Origin of the sequence: Streptomyces sp. NPDC046915 (assembly GCF_040644935.1) — a bacterium.
Classification (GTDB): domain Bacteria; phylum Actinomycetota; class Actinomycetes; order Streptomycetales; family Streptomycetaceae; genus Streptomyces.
Window position 1 is genome coordinate 92748 of the sequence record NZ_JBEYXB010000007.1, and the last position, 14824, is coordinate 107571.

Genomic DNA, 14824 nt, shown 5'->3' on the forward strand with positions numbered 1-14824 from the left:
TTCGCGCGGGCGCGGCCCGTCACGACGATCCCGCGGGCGGCTGAGGGCCCTCGCGGCCTGCGCGCGGGCGCCACCGGCGTGACGAATCCGTAGGCGGCCGACGGCCCTCGCGGCTTCTGAGCGGCGTGACCCGGCGTGATGGATTCGCAGGCGTCCGACGGCCCTTGCGGCCTCCGTGCGGGCGCGGCCCGCCACGCCGAACCCACAGACGTCCGACGGCCCTCGGGCCTCTGCGTGGGCGCGACCCGGCGCGACGAATCCGCAGGCGGTGGACGGCCCTCGCGGCCTCCGTGCGGGTGCGACCCGCCGCGCCGAACCCACAGAGGTCCGACGGCCCTCGGGCCTCCGCGCGGGTGCGACCCGGCGCGACGAGCCCGGTGAACCCGCAAGGCGGCCGGCGGTACCTCGCGGCCCCGTCAGCGGAGCGCTTACGCGTCCAAGGTCACCGTGAAGGAGAAGCGGTCGCCCCGGTAGTGGATGACCGCCACGTCGAGGGCGCGGCCCTCGGTGTCGTAGGTGATGCCCGTGTAGTGCAGGATCGGGCTGAGCAGGGGGACTTGGAGCAGGCGCGCGGTGTCGGGGTCGGCCAGCCTGGCCTCCACGGTGTCCGTGATGCGGCTGATGTCCACCCCGACGACGTCCCGCAGCACCTTGGTCATCGGCCAGCGCACCAGGTCGTCCACGTCGATGCGCTCGGCCAGTTCGGGACGGATGTGGTTGCGGGCGTGGTTGGTCGGCTCGCCGGTCTTCTCGTCGCTGCGCAGCCGGTGGTACGTCGCCACCTCGGCGAGATCCGGGAAGTACTCGGCGAGTTCGGCCGGCACGGGCGTCCTGCCGTGGTCCAGCAGCTCGGTCGTCATGCCGGACTGCTGGGCCACGATCGCGTCCACCGAGCCCAGCAGCCGCACGGGAGCACCACGCAGGGCGTCCGGCTCGATGAACGTGCCGCGCCGGCGGTGCCGGGTGATCAGCCCCTCGTCCTCCAGCTCCTTCAGCGCCTGTCGCATGGTCAGCACGCTGACCCCGTAGTGCTCCGCCAGCCGCTCCTCCGTGGGCAGACGCAGCGGGTCCCGGGGCGAGCGGCCGAGGATCGACGCGCGCAGCGACTGCGACACCTGGTACCAGAGCGGCAGCTTGCGGTTCAGGACGATGGAGTCGGGGGCGAAGGAGGTCACGGGGCCATCCGTACCTGGAGCAAATCCTCAGTGCAAGGGGCGGAAGTGCCGCTCGAGGCCCTGCCACACGTCGTCGTACCCCTGCTGGAGGTGGTCCGCCCGCTCCGCGTGGGGCGTGAGCGTCACCGGCCAGCGCGTCTCGAACATGAACGCGAGCCCGTCGTCGATCTTCTGCGGCTTCAGCTCGGCCGCGCTCGCCCGGTCGAAGGTCTCCCGGTCCGGGCCGTGCGCCGACATCATGTTGTGCAGCGAGCCGCCGCCCGGCACGAAGCCCCCTTCTCCGGCCGTCTTCGCGTCGTAGGCGCCCTCGATCAGGCCCATGTACTCGCTCATCACGTTCCGGTGGAAGTACGGCGGCCGGAAGGTGTCCTCGCCCACCAGCCAGCGCGGCACGAAGACCACGAAGTCGACGCCGGCCAGTCCCGGGGTGTCCGAGGGCGAGGTCAGCACCGTGAAGATCGACGGGTCGGGGTGGTCGTAGGAGATCGTGCCGATGACGTTGAAGCGGCGCAGGTCGTAGACGTACGGCACGTGGTTGCCGTGCCAGGCGACCACGTCGAGCGGCGAGTGGTCGTAGCCGGTCGTCCAGAGGTTGCCGCAGAACTTGTTCACCACCTCCACCGGCCCCTCGACGTCCTCGTACGCGGCGACCGGCGCCCGGAAGTCCCGGGCATTGGCCAGCCCGTTGGCCCCGATCGGGCCGAGGTCGGGGAGGCGGAAGGGGGCGCCGTAGTTCTCGCAGACGTAGCCCCGGGCGGAGCTGTTGAGCAGCTCCACCCGGAAGCGCACCCCGCGCGGCACCAGCGCCACATCTCCCGGCTCCGCGTGCAGCAGCCCGAACTCCGTGCGCAGCAGCAGCCCGCCGTGCTCCGGCACGATCAGCAGCTCCCCGTCGGCGTCGCTGAAGACGCGCTCCATCGAGGAGTTGGCGCGGTACAGGTGCACGGCCATGCCCGCGCGCTGGGCCGCGTCGCCGTTGCCGCCCAGGGTCCACAGGCCCGCCACGAAGTCCGTCCCGGCCGGCGGCTCGGGCAGCGGGTTCCAGCGCAGCCGGTTCGGGTCCGGCACGGTCTCGGTGAAGGGGGCCGTGCGGATCGCGCCGTTGTCGGTGCGGAGGAAGGAGGGGTGGGCGGCCGAGGGGCGGATCCGGTACAGCCAGGAGCGGCGGTTGTGCGCCCTGGGCTCGGTGAACGCCGAACCGCTGAGCTGCTCCGCGTACAGGCCGAGCGGTGCTCGCTGCGGCGAGTTGCGGCCCTCGGGCAGTGCGCCGGGCACCGCCTCCGAAGCGTGCTCGTTGCCGAATCCGGACAGATAGGTCAGTGCCTCCGCGGTCTTCCGCGCGTCCCCGCTCATGATCGCTCCCTTGCGAACCTGATTCCTATGTATCACCGTAGGATTGCGTTTTCGCGGGCGCAAGGGGAACCGGCGTCCTGCGGGGGTTCCACGTCCTCCGGGGGGCCTACGGGGGTCCTCCCGGAGGGGTAGGGCCGGAACCAGACTTCAGAAGGATCCGCGTTCCGGCGTGCTGTTCTAGAGTCCCGGGCATGTCGTGGAAGCGGGGGCTGCTCGTTGCGCTCGTCGTCTGTGTTCCGCTGCTGCTCGGACCGGCGGCTTGCGGCACGAGTGACGCGAACGAGAGGAAGGACGGGGAGTCGCCATCACCGGTGGGCAGACTCCTCGACGGGACGGACCGGGAGGGACGGCACTACCGTGAGGTCGGCAAGGACAGGGCACCCGAGGTCGGTATCGAGGTGATGCCCGACGCCGGCGGCAGCTGGGACGTCCGGCTGACCGTCCGCAACTTCCGCTTCTCCGCGCCGGGTGCGAAGGCGGAGGCGGTCGCCGGGCGGGGACTGGCCTGCCTCTTCGTCGACGGCGGCCAGATCACCCGGCTGCGCACCCCCGGGTACCGGCTCGCCGCCCGTCTCGTCCCGCGCGGCACCCACCACGTCACCGCCCGCCTGTACGCCGACGACGGCACGGTGTGGGCGGTGCACGGCAAGCCGGTGGAGAGCACGGCCGACATCACGGCGTCCGGGGCGGAGTCGTCGCCGGAGTCGGCACCGGAAACGTCGCCGGAGTCGGCACCGGAAACGTCGCCGGAGTCGTCGCCGTGACCCGGGCGAGATGAGTGCATCGGCCATCCGTCTCCGTACCAGGGGGCGAGGTTCACCGGAGTCCGGCGGGAAGGCATCATGAAGCCCGTGCCCCACGATGCGACATCGCTGCGCCGTGCGCCCGTGCAGCGGCGCAGCGCCGAACGGCTGACCAGGATTCTCGACGCCTGTGCCGACCTCCTCGACGAGGTCGGCTTCGACGCCCTGAGCACGCGGGCCGTGGCGCTGCGCGCCGGTGTGCCCATCGGTTCCGTCTACCGTTTCTTCGGCAACAAGCGGCAGATGGCCGACGCACTCGCGCAGCGCAACCTCGAGCGGTACTCCGAGCGTGTCACCGAGCGCCTGAGGGGCGCGCGCCGGGGGGACTGGCGGACGGCGATGGACGCCGTCCTGGACGAGTACCTGGCCATGAAGCGCACCGCGCCCGGCTTCTCCCTCGTGGACTTCGGCAACCAGATACCGGTCGGCGCCCGGCACGCCGAGCCCAACCACCGCGTCGCGGACCGCCTCACCGACCTCCTCTCCGGCTATCTCGGCCGCGACCCCGACGACGACCTCCGCCGCACCTTCCTGGTGGCCGTGGAAGCCTCCGACACCCTGGTCCAGCTCGCCTTCCGGGTGGACCCGGACGGCGACGAGGCGATCATCGGGGAGATACGGGAACTGCTGAGGGCGTATCTGGGGCGAGTGCTGGACTGAGGTGCCGCCCCCTCAGGGGGGGCGTCCGGTCCGGGCGGGCGGCACGCCGCTCAACGCCGATGCCGCCGTGGACGCAGCGCGCCGAGCGTCGCGCAAGCCAGTGCTCCGAGCAGCATCCAGCCCCACGGCACCCAGCCCCACGGCACCCCGCCCGGCCGACGCGTGAGCGTGGCGTACGCGAAGGTGCCCAGGCTGCCGCCCGCCAGGAAGAACGAGAAGTTACGCAGGGCCGACCGCCATCTGGGGCGGTCCGTGTCCGAGGTCATGCCGCATTGTCCATGCTCGCTCCTTCACCCAGCCCCTCCCCATCGTGCATACCGGTCGGTATGCTCGGCCCAGCCGAGGCGTCAGCGCCGCCGCCACCCATCGGGAGGACCCGTGTCCCGCACCGCCCTGCGAATCTGCCCCCTGTGCGAGGCCACCTGCGGCCTGACGCTCACCATCGACGGGACCCGGGTCACCGGCGCCCGGGGTGACCGCGACGACGTGTTCAGCAAGGGGTTCATCTGCCCCAAGGGCGCCTCCTTCGGTGCCGTCGACGGCGATCCCGACCGGCTGCGCACGCCCCTGGTCCGCAGGGACGGCGAGCTGCGCGAGGCGAGCTGGGAGGAGGCCTTCGACGCCGTCGCCGCGGGGATCCGGCCCGTCGTGGAGCGGTACGGGGCGGACTCCGTCGGCGTGGTCCTCGGCAACCCCAATGTGCACACCATGGCCGGCGGCCTCTACCCGCCCGTCCTCGCCGGCGCGCTGCGCACCCGCAGCCTGTTCACCGCCTCCACGGTCGACCAGATGCCCAAGCACGTCTCCAGCGGGCTGCTGTTCGGCGACGCCAACGCCATCCCCGTGCCGGACCTCGACCGCACCGACCACCTGCTGCTCATCGGCGCCAACCCGCTGGAGTCCAACGGAAGTCTGTGCACCGCCCCCGACTTCCCCGGCAAGCTCAAGGCGCTCAAGGCCCGCGGCGGCACGCTCGTCGTCATCGACCCGCGCCGCACCCGCACCGCCAAGCTCGCCGACCGGCACATCGCGATCCGCCCCGGCACCGACGCGCTGCTGCTCGCGGCGATGGCGCACGTCCTGTTCGAAGAGGCCCTCGTCGACCTGGGGGACCTGGCACCGCACGTGGCCGGGGTCGGCGAACTCGCCGAAGCCGTACGGGACTTCGCCCCCGAGGCGGTGACCGAGGCCTGCGACGTGCCGGCCGCGGAGATCCGTACCCTCGCCCGCGAACTCGCCGCCGCCCCCACCGCGGCCGTCTACGGCCGCATCGGCAGCTGCACCGTCCCGCACGGCACCCTCGCCAGCTGGCTCGTGGACGTCCTCAACATCCTCACCGGCAACCTCGACCGCCCCGGCGGTGCCCTCTTCCCACAGGCGGCGACCGACAGGACGCCCCGTCCCGCCGGACCCGGCCGCGGCTTCGCGCTCGGCCGCTGGCACTCCCGGGTACGCCGGCACCCCGAGGCGAAGGGCGAGTTGCCGCTCTCCGCGCTCGCCGAGGAGATCGACACCGCCACCGAGGAGGGCGAGCCGGTCCGCGCCCTCATAGCCGTCGCCGCCAACCCCGTGCTGTCCGCCCCGGACGGCGACCGGCTCGACAAGGCCCTGGACTCCCTGGACTTCATGGTCAGCGTCGACCCCTACCTGAACGAGACCTCGCGCCACGCCCACGTCGTGCTGCCCCCGCCCCCGCCCTCGCAGAGCCCGCACCACGACTTCGCCTTCAACACCCTCGCCGTACGCAACCAGGTCCGCTACACCCGCCCGGCAGTCCCCCTGGAGCCCGGCCGGATGGCCGAGACCGAGATCCTGGCCCGGCTGATCCTCGCCGTGACCGGCATGCACGGCGCCGACCCGGCGGTCGTCGACGCCATGGTGATCGACCAGACCCTCGGCAAGGCCGTCCAGGACCCCCACTCCCCGGTGCACGGCCGCGACCCGAAGGAACTCGCCGATGGGCTCACCGGCGACACCGGCCCCGAACGGCGCCTCGACATGATGCTGCGCCTCGGCCCCTACGGCGACGGCTTCGGCGCACGACCGGACGGGCTGAGCCTGGCCCAGCTCCTCGAACACCCGCACGGCATCGACCTCGGCCCGCTGCGCCCCCGGCTGCCGCAGCCGCTGAGGACCAGGAGCGGCAAGGTCGAGCTGCTCCCGCGGCCCATCGCGGACGACCTGCCGCGCCTGCGCGAGGCCCTGCGCGAGCGCGCCGACGGACTGGTCCTGGTCGGCCGCCGCCATCTGCGGTCCAACAACAGCTGGATGCACAACGTGCCCGCCCTCACCGGCGGCACCAACCGCTGCACCCTGCACATCCACCCGGAGGACGCCGAACGCCTCGGCGTGCGGGACGGGGCGGCGGTACGCGTCAAGGGCGCCGGGGGAGAGGTGACCGCCCCGGCCGAGGTCACCGACGGCGTGCGCCCCGGCGTGGTGAGCCTGCCGCACGGCTGGGGGCACGACCGCCCCGGCACCCGGATGAGCCACGCCGCCACCGACCCCGGCGTCAACGTCAACCAACTCCTCGACGGCAGCCTGCTCGACCCGCTGTCGGGCAACGCGGTGCTCAACGGCGTGCCCGTGGCCGTCACCGCGCTCGTCACATCGCTGTGACCTGGAGTTTCGCGCTTATTGCTCGCACGTCAACGTCTTGTTAACGCCGTTTGAAGGGACCTAACGTCAACGCACCGCCTGCCCGGTGGAATGTTCAAGGGCGAACGTTAGGTATCCATTCATGCTGACCATCCTCGGCTTCGCCATGATCGCGACCTTCCTGGTCCTGATCATGCTGAAGAAGATGTCGCCGATCGCGGCGCTCGTGCTGATTCCCGCGCTGTTCTGCGTGTTCGTCGGCAAGGGCGCCAAGCTCGGCGACTACGTCCTCGACGGCGTCACCAGTCTCGCGCCCACCGCGGCGATGCTGATGTTCGCGATCGTCTACTTCGGTGTGATGATCGACGTCGGCCTCTTCGATCCGATCGTCCGGGGGATCCTCAAGTTCTGCAAGGCCGACCCCCTGCGGATCGTCGTCGGCACCGCCGTCCTCGCCGCGATCGTGTCGCTGGACGGCGACGGCTCGACCACCTTCATGATCACCGTCTCGGCGATGTACCCGCTGTACAAGCGCCTGAAGATGAGCCTGGTCGTGATGACCGGTGTGGCCGCCATGGCCAACGGCGTGATGAACACGCTGCCCTGGGGCGGCCCGACCGCCCGCGCCGCGACCGCGCTGAAGCTCGACGCCAGCGACATCTTCGTGCCGATGATCCCCGCCCTCGCCGCGGGCCTGCTGTTCGTCTTCGCCCTCGCCTACGTCCTCGGCCGCCGCGAGCGCAAGCGGCTCGGCGTGCTGACGCTGGACGAGGCGCTGGAGCCCCAGGAGACCGAGACCGTGCTGGTCGGCGCGGGCGGCCCCGGCGGCAAGGAGCGCAGGGCCACCGGTGGTTCCGGCGCCGGCACGGACGCGGACCTCCCCGAGGAGCCCGAGGACGAGGGCTTCCAGGGCCTCGACCCGGACCGGCCCACCCTGCGCCCGAAGCTCTACTGGTTCAACGCGCTGCTCACGGTCGCCCTGCTCACCGCCATGATCATGGAGTGGCTGCCGATCCCGGTGCTGTTCCTGCTGGGCGCGGCCCTCGCGCTGACCGTCAACTTCCCGAACATGCCCGACCAGAAGGCCCGCCTCGGCGCGCACGCCGAGAACGTCCTCAACGTCTCCGGCATGGTCTTCGCCGCCGCCGTCTTCACCGGCGTCCTCCAGGGCACCGGCATGGTCGACCACATGGCCACGTGGCTGGTGGGCAACATCCCCGACGGCATGGGCCCGCACATGGCCTTCGTCACCGGTGTGCTGAGCATCCCGCTCACGTACTTCATGTCGAACGACGGCTTCTACTTCGGCATCCTCCCGGTGCTCGCCGAAGCCGGCCACGCGCACGGCGTCTCCTCCCTGGAGATCGCCCGCGCCTCCCTCGTCGGCCAGCCGCTGCACATGTCCAGCCCGCTCGTCCCCGCCGTGTACGTGCTGGTCGGCATGGCGAAGGTGGAGTTCGGCGACCACACGCGGTTCGTGGTCAAGTGGGCGGCGCTCACCTCGCTGGTGGTACTCGGCGCGGGAATCCTGTTCGGCATCATCTGATCTCCCGACCTGATCTGGAGGAAACGTCCATGGCGCCCGGTGGGAACCGCGGCTGGCTGCTCCGCCTCGTCATCGCCTTCGGCTTCGCGCAGGGGGCGGTGTCCATGGCCCGGCCCGCCGTCTCCTACCGGGCCCTCGCACTGGGCGCGGACGAGCGGGCGGTCGGTGTGATCGCGGGTGTGTACGCCCTGCTGCCGCTCTTCGCGGCCGTACCGCTCGGCCGCCGTACCGACCACGGCCGCTGCGCGCCCCTGCTGCCCGTCGGCGTGGTCCTGATATCCGGCGGCTGCGTCCTCAGCGGCCTGGCCGGCTCGCTGTGGGCGATGGCCCTGTGGAGCGGGGTGATGGGCCTCGGTCACCTCTGCTTCGTGATCGGCGCCCAGTCGCTGGTGGCCCGGCAGTCCGCCCCGCACGAGCAGGACCGCAACTTCGGCCACTTCACCATCGGCGCCTCGCTCGGCCAGCTGGTCGGGCCCGTCGCGGCGGGCGCGGTGATCGGCGGTCCCGACATGGCGGGCTCCAGCGCGCTGGCCCTCGTGGTGGCGGGGGCGGGCGCGGCGGTCGCCTTCACCTCACTGTGGCGCATCGAGGACCGTACGGCCGTCACGTCCCGCGGCGGGCGGGGCGAGCGGGTGCCGGTCGGCCGCATCCTGCGCGCCAGGGGGGTGCCGACGGGGATGCTCATCAGCCTCTCCGTGCTGTCGGCCACCGACATCCTCACCGCCTACCTGCCGGTGGTCGGCGAGCACCGGGGCATCGCGCCCTCGGTGGTCGGCGTCCTGCTCAGCCTGCGTGCCGGCGCCACCATCGCCTGCCGTCTCGTCCTCACCCCGCTGCTGCGGCTGCTCGGCCGCTCCCTGCTGCTGACCGTGACCTGCCTGCTGGCGGCCGTGCTGTGCGCGGGTGTCGCGCTGCCGGTGCCGGTGTGGGGGCTCGGCCTGATGCTCGTCGCGCTCGGCTTCTGCCTCGGGGTCGGTCAGCCGTTGTCCATGACGACGGTCGTCCAGGCCGCCCCCGACGAGGCCCGCTCCACCGCGCTCGCGCTGCGCCTGACCGGCAACCGGCTCGGCCAGGTCGCCGCGCCCGCCGCCGCGGGCCTGGTCGCCGGGGTCGCGGGGGTGGCCGCGCCGTTCGTGATGCTGGGGGCGTTGCTGCTGCTCTCGGCGGGTGGTGCGCTGCGTGGTCCCGGGGCCTCGGAGGCGGTGCCCCGGACGGCGGAGCCCGTGGCGAGGGAGGGCCGTACGGGGTCTGCCTTGCGCCGGTCGGGCGATACCTGACGGCGCGTCGGGCGCCGCTGCCGCGGGGGCCCGGGTGGTTGTGAAAGAGAGTCAGATGAAAGGTCGATTTGTATGAAAATCGTCTGACTCGGAGGAGTACCCATGCCCACGTTGACACTCCCACCTGCCGTCGGCACCCGGCTCGGCGTCGGTGCCCTCACCGTCCTCACCGCGGCGGGAGCCACCTGGCTGGCGGCGCCGAGCGCCGTGGCCCAAGGGGAGGCGGGTGACATCCGGATCCACCGGGTGGGCGTGCCCTTCGGCGTCTCGAAGGACGACCCCGTGGTCTGCCGGTTCTACCTCGACGCCGCCAACTTCGACACGTTGCCGAGCGTCGCGTACACCATTGTGGCCCAGCCGCCGCTGCCCACCAGTGCCACCGTGACCGGGACCATCGCGCTCGGTCCGGGCTCCGGTGCCGGGCACACCGACCCGTTGGGACTGGCGGACGGGCAGTACCGGCTCACCTGGACCGCGGGTGCCACGCCGAGGGAGAAGATCTTCCGGGTCGACTGCCACGGCCAGCCGGACCACGGGCCCGGAGGGGACCCCGGCCGCATCGAGGACCACGGGCACGACGGGGCGGCCGCCCCGCACGAGGGTGACGGTCCGCACGACGACGGCGACGGGCCGCGTGACGGTGGCGGGCAGCGCGATGGCGACGGGCAGCGCGACAGTGACGGTCCGCGGGGCGGTGTCCACGCGGGCGGCGGTGGTCTCGTCGACACGGCCGGGGCGTACACCCCGCTGACCGCGGCGGCCGCCGTGGGTCTGGTCGTGGTCAGCGGCGCCGTGTACTTCCGGCTGATCCGCCGGCGCCCCAATGGTGCCGCGTAGGCGCAGACGCAGGCCCTGGCACCGGACCCGCGCCTACCGTCTGGCCAGGACGGCCGTGCTCGTCACCGTCCTGGTGACGGTGGTCCGGTGCGGCGGGCACGAGGGGCCGGCCGGCCCGGCCGGGGCCGGCGGGCTCACACAGGCCGGGCGGGCCGCGCCTCCGCCCCAGCCCCTGCCCCGTTCGCCCGCGACCACCCTGCGGGTGCCCTCGCTGGGAGTGGACGCGCCGATCGTCGGCGTACGGCTCGGTGCCGACCGCCGGCTGGAGACGCCGCCGCTGGACAGGCCCAAGCTCGTCGGCTGGTACCAGGACGGGCCGACCCCCGGTGAGACGGGCACGGCCGTCGCCGTCGGCCACCGGGACACCCGGACCGGTCCCGCGGTCTTCGCCGCCCTCGCGCAGGTGCCGCCGGGCAGTCGCATCGAGGCCGGGCGCGCGGACGGCCGTACGGCCGTCTACACCGTGGACCGCGTCCGGGTCTTCGACAAGGACGACTTCCCCGACAAGGAGGTGTACGGCCCGAGCCGGCGCCCCGAACTGAGGGTCCTCACCTGCGGCGGCCTCTACAACCGCAGAACGGGCTACACCAGCAACGTGGTCGTCTTCGCCCACCTGACCGCAACGCGGTGACCTCCGGCGGTTCACGGCCACCGGGCGCCGGCCACGGCTGGATGCGGGGCCCGCACCGGGTGTCTGCCGACGGTTCCCGGTAGGTTTCGCGCCTGCGCTGCGGCCACCCCAGGTTCCTCGCCCCCGCCGCCCCTACCCACCCCCATCCCCAGGGGCTCCGCCCCTTCACCCCCGCCAGGGGGCTCCGCCCCCTGCCCCCCGGGAAGCTCCCGTGGGGCTGTGTCCGTGCACCCGCCGGGGCTGCCGCCCCCAAGCCCCTGCGGGGCTCCGCCCCTGTACCCCGCCGGAGGCTGCACCCCCTGAACCCCCGCGGGGCTCCGCCCCAGCCCCCACCGGGGCTGCGCCTCCTGACCCCCCCGGGGTTGCCGCCCCCAAGCCCCTGCGGGGCTCCGCCCCTGTACCCCGCCGGGGGCTGCGCCTCCTGAACCCCCGCGGGGCTCCGCCCCAGCCCCCACCGGGGCTGCGCCTCCTGAACCCCGCCGGGGCTGCCGCCCCCAAGCCCCTGCGGGGCTCCGCCCCTGTACCCCGCCGGGGGCTGCACCCCCTGAACCCCCGCGGGGCTCTGCCCCAGCCCCCACCGGGGCTGCGCCTCCTGAACCCCGCCGGGGTTGCCGCCCCCAAGCCCCTGCGGGGCTCCGCCCCTGTACCCCGCCGGGGGCTGCGCCTCCTGAACCCCCGCGGGGCTCCGCCCCAGCCCCCACCGGGGCTGCGCCTCCTGAACCCCGCCGGGGCTGCCGTCCCCAAGCCCCTGCGGGGCTCCGCCCCAGTACCCCGCCGGGGGTCAGGGGGCGGAGCCCCCGGACGGGGTCGAAGGGGCGGAGCCCCTGGAGGACGGGGAGGGTAGGGGCGGCGGGGGCGAGGAACCTGCCGCTGACCGCAGCGTCGCCGGTGCCAGGGCTCCCGGTGGCCGCGGCGGGCCGGCCGGCGGAGGGGCACGCTGCCGCGCCGCAGGGGTACGGGCTGAATCGGGGCGTCCGCTTTCTCGCCTGGCGGTACGGCTCGCCCGATCTCGGCCGTTCTCTTCCCCCAGGTGCACACATTCCGTTAACTTCCGTGACTCACAGGCCTCTTACGACCGCCCCCGGGGACAGCTGCCATGACACGCGCCATCTCCCTGCACGACGTGAGCAAGACATACGCGCGAGGTGTCCGCGTGGTGGACCGGCTGTCGCTGGACATCGCGCCGGGGGAGTTCCTCGTGCTGCTCGGGCCGTCCGGCTGCGGCAAGTCCACCGTGCTGCGGATGATCGCCGGGCTGGAGGAGATCGACGAGGGCGAGCTGCTGCTCGACGGCGAGTACGCCAACGACCTCGCCCCGTCCGACCGGGACATCGCGATGGTCTTCCAGAACTTCGCGCTCTACCCGAACATGACCAGCCGCGACAACATCGGCTTCCCGCTGCGCATCGAGACCCCCGGCGCGGACCCCCGTACCCGCGTGGACGCCACCGCCCGCATGCTCGGCATAGAGGACCTCCTCGACCGCTTCCCCAGCCAGCTCTCCGGCGGCGAGCGCCAGCGCGTCGCCATGGGCAGGGCCATCGCCCGTCATCCCTCCGCCTTCCTGATGGACGAGCCCCTGTCCAACCTCGACGCCAAGCTGCGCAACCACCTGCGCGCCGAAATCTCCCAGCTCACCCGCGAGTTGGGCGTCACCACGGTGTACGTCACGCACGACCAGGCCGAGGCCATGTCGCTCGGCGACCGGGTCGCCGTCCTGCGCGGCGGTCTGCTCCAGCAGGTCGGCACCCCGCGCGAGGTGTACGCGCTCCCGCGCAATGTCTTCGTCGCCGCCTTCATCGGCACCCCCCGCATCAATCTGATCCGCGGCCTGATCCGCGCCCCGCTGGACGGCGCGATGACCATCAGCCTCGGCAAGCAGGCCCTGCCCCTGCCCGAACCCCTCTGCCTGGACCACCGTCTGCTGCGCGTGCAGCAGGGCCGGGAGGTGATCGTCGGCCTGCGCTCGGAGGCCGTCCGCATCGCCAAGCACAAGGCCGCCCGCCCCGGGGAGGTGCCGATCACCGGCCTGGTGCGGCACCTGGAGTTCCAGGGGCACGAGATGCTGGTCCACTTCGACACCGGCTCACGCCCCGCCGTCGTACCGGAGCTGGAGGCCCCACGCCCGGTCGCCCGCCCCTCGCGGCGCCGCCGCAGGGAGGGCCCCGGCGTCCTGGACCGGCTGAGGGAGCGGGCGAGCTCGCTGCGCGCCGGCCCGGTGGTGGTCCTGGAGCCCCCGGCCGACGCGGACCCCGGCCCCGAGCCGCCGGAGGGCCGGCTGCCCGGCGACCTGGTCGTGCGCACCACCCCCGACCTCCAGCTCCGCCACGGCATGCAGATCCCCCTGCTCGTCGACCTCGCCCACCTCTTCGTCTTCGACCAGCACGGCGACCGGATCTCCCCGTCGCCCGCACGATTGCCGGACCTGGAAGAGTGAGCCCCCGGAAAGGGCGTGCTGGCGCGCGAAAACTATCGCCGCTAGTTTGTGAGTCGTACGGCGGCCCACGAGCCGGAAGACAGGCCACGCCACGCCCCCCGCCGGGAGGAAGCAGCATGAAGCCACACGACCGCCTATACATCGACGGCGCCTGGCGCCCCGCCGTCGGCAGCGATCTGATCGAGGTCGTGAACCCGGCCGACGAGCAGGTCATCGGTCATGTCCCGGCGGCTTCCGCGGAGGACGTCGACAGCGCCGTACGGGCCGCCCGCAGAGCCCTTCCGGACTGGGCCGCGACACCCCCGGCCGAGCGGTCCGCCCGACTGGCCGCGCTGCGGGACGTGCTCGTGGCTCGCCAGGAGGAGATCGCCGAGACGGTCACCGCCGAACTGGGCTCGCCCCTGAAGCTGTCGCAGGCCGTCCACGCGGCCGTGCCGGTCGCGGTCGTGGGCTCGTACGCCGAACTGGCCGCCACCCACCCCTTCGAGGAGAAGGTCGGCAACTCGACCGTCCACCTCGAACCGATCGGCGTGGTCGGCGCGATCACCCCCTGGAACTACCCCCTGCACCAGATCGTCGCCAAGGCCGCCCCGGCGCTGGCCGCGGGCTGCACGATCGTCCTGAAGCCCGCCGAGGACACCCCGCTCACCGCCCAGCTCTTCGCGGAGGCCGTGCACGAGGCGGGCGTACCCGCCGGGGTGTTCAACCTGGTCACCGGTCTCGGCCCGGTCGCCGGCCAGGCCCTCGTCGAGCACCCGGGCGTCGACCTGGTCTCCTTCACCGGCTCCACCGCCGTCGGCAGGCGGATCGGCGCGGTGGCCGGCGGCGCGCTGAAGAAGGTCGCCCTCGAACTCGGCGGCAAGTCCGCCAACGTGATCCTTCCGAGCGCCGACCTTGCCAGGGCGGTCAACGTCGGCGTGGCCAACGTGATGACCAACTCCGGCCAGACGTGCAGCGCCTGGACCCGCATGCTGGTGCACACCGACCGGTACGAGGAGGCCGTGGAGCTGGCCGCGACCGCCGCCGCCAAGTACGGCGACCGCATCGGCCCGGTGGTGAACGCCCGGCAGCGCGACCGTGTGCGCGGCTACATCGAGAAGGGCCTCGCCGAGGGCGCCCGCCTGGTGGCCGGCGGCCCCGAGGCCCCGCGCGAGCGCGGCTACCACGTCAGCCCCACCGTCTTCGCCGACGTCACCCCGGAGATGACCATCGCCCAGGAGGAGATCTTCGGCCCGGTCCTCACCGTCCTGCGCTACGAGGACGAGGAGGACGCCCTGCGCATCGCCAACGGCACGGTGTACGGTCTCGCGGGCGCCGTCTGGGCGGGCGACGAGGCCGAGGCGGTGAGCTTCGCCCGCCGGATGGACACCGGCCAGGTCGACATCAACGGCGGCCGCTTCAACCCGCTCGCCCCCTTCGGCGGTTACAAGCAGTCCGGGGTCGGCCGCGAACTCGGCGCCCACGGACTCACCGAATACCTCCAGACCAAGTCCCTCCAGTTCTAAGG

Annotated in this window: 12 protein-coding genes; 9 read left to right on the top strand and 3 right to left on the bottom strand. The window is 73.1% G+C overall.

Annotation, left to right across the window (positions count from 1 at the left end; all coding sequences use genetic code 11):
- Positions 1-428: 428 nt before the first annotated feature.
- Positions 429-1175, bottom strand: coding sequence for a GntR family transcriptional regulator (locus ABZ915_RS19420; RefSeq protein WP_361804122.1), 747 nt, complete (start codon positions 1173-1175; stop codon positions 429-431).
- Positions 1176-1202: 27 nt separating this feature from the next.
- Positions 1203-2528: a homogentisate 1,2-dioxygenase gene (gene hmgA / locus ABZ915_RS19425; RefSeq protein ID WP_361804125.1), complete on the bottom strand. Its 1326-nt coding sequence runs from the start codon at positions 2526-2528 to the stop codon at positions 1203-1205.
- A gap of 191 nt (positions 2529-2719) precedes the next feature.
- On the opposite strand from hmgA, the gene ABZ915_RS19430 reads away from it, so the two are divergent.
- Positions 2720-3292 carry a hypothetical protein gene (locus ABZ915_RS19430; protein ID WP_361804128.1) on the top strand — a complete coding sequence of 191 codons (573 nt, stop codon included), beginning with the start codon at positions 2720-2722 and terminating at the stop codon, positions 3290-3292.
- A gap of 78 nt (positions 3293-3370) precedes the next feature.
- Positions 3371-3991: a TetR/AcrR family transcriptional regulator gene (locus ABZ915_RS19435; RefSeq protein ID WP_361804131.1), complete on the top strand. Its 621-nt coding sequence runs from the start codon at positions 3371-3373 to the stop codon at positions 3989-3991.
- A gap of 50 nt (positions 3992-4041) precedes the next feature.
- Here the strand turns inward: ABZ915_RS19435 and ABZ915_RS19440 are convergent, their stop codons facing one another.
- Positions 4042-4257, bottom strand: a complete 216-nt coding sequence (locus ABZ915_RS19440; RefSeq protein ID WP_361804134.1) for a hypothetical protein — start codon at positions 4255-4257, stop codon at positions 4042-4044.
- A 112-nt stretch (positions 4258-4369) separates the two neighbouring features.
- Between ABZ915_RS19440 and ABZ915_RS19445 the strand changes: the two genes are divergently transcribed.
- From ABZ915_RS19445 to ABZ915_RS19475, 7 genes are all read left to right on the top strand, one after another.
- On the top strand, positions 4370-6610 hold the full coding sequence (locus ABZ915_RS19445; protein WP_361804137.1) for a molybdopterin oxidoreductase family protein: 2241 nt from the start codon (positions 4370-4372) through the stop codon (positions 6608-6610).
- Positions 6611-6731: 121 nt separating this feature from the next.
- Positions 6732-8135, top strand: a complete 1404-nt coding sequence (locus ABZ915_RS19450) for a CitMHS family transporter (RefSeq protein ID WP_361804140.1) — start codon at positions 6732-6734, stop codon at positions 8133-8135.
- Positions 8136-8164: 29 nt separating this feature from the next.
- Entirely contained in the window at positions 8165-9412 is a 1248-nt protein-coding gene (locus tag ABZ915_RS19455; RefSeq protein ID WP_361804143.1) for an MFS transporter, read from the top strand.
- A gap of 102 nt (positions 9413-9514) precedes the next feature.
- The gene (locus ABZ915_RS19460) at positions 9515-10249 is read left to right on the top strand and encodes a hypothetical protein (protein WP_361804146.1); all 735 of its coding nucleotides are present in this window, start codon (positions 9515-9517) and stop codon (positions 10247-10249) included.
- On the top strand, positions 10236-10880 hold the full coding sequence (locus ABZ915_RS19465) for a class F sortase (RefSeq protein ID WP_361804149.1): 645 nt from the start codon (positions 10236-10238) through the stop codon (positions 10878-10880). Before ABZ915_RS19460 ends, ABZ915_RS19465 begins: the two co-directional genes overlap by 14 nt.
- Before the next feature lie 1096 nt (positions 10881-11976).
- Complete coding sequence (locus tag ABZ915_RS19470) at positions 11977-13317, top strand: ATP-binding cassette domain-containing protein (protein ID WP_361804152.1); 1341 nt, start codon at positions 11977-11979, stop codon at positions 13315-13317.
- A 116-nt stretch (positions 13318-13433) separates the two neighbouring features.
- A complete protein-coding gene (locus tag ABZ915_RS19475) occupies positions 13434-14822 on the top strand; it encodes an aldehyde dehydrogenase family protein (protein ID WP_361804155.1) in 1389 nt (462 codons plus the stop codon).
- Positions 14823-14824: the final 2 nt, after the last annotated feature.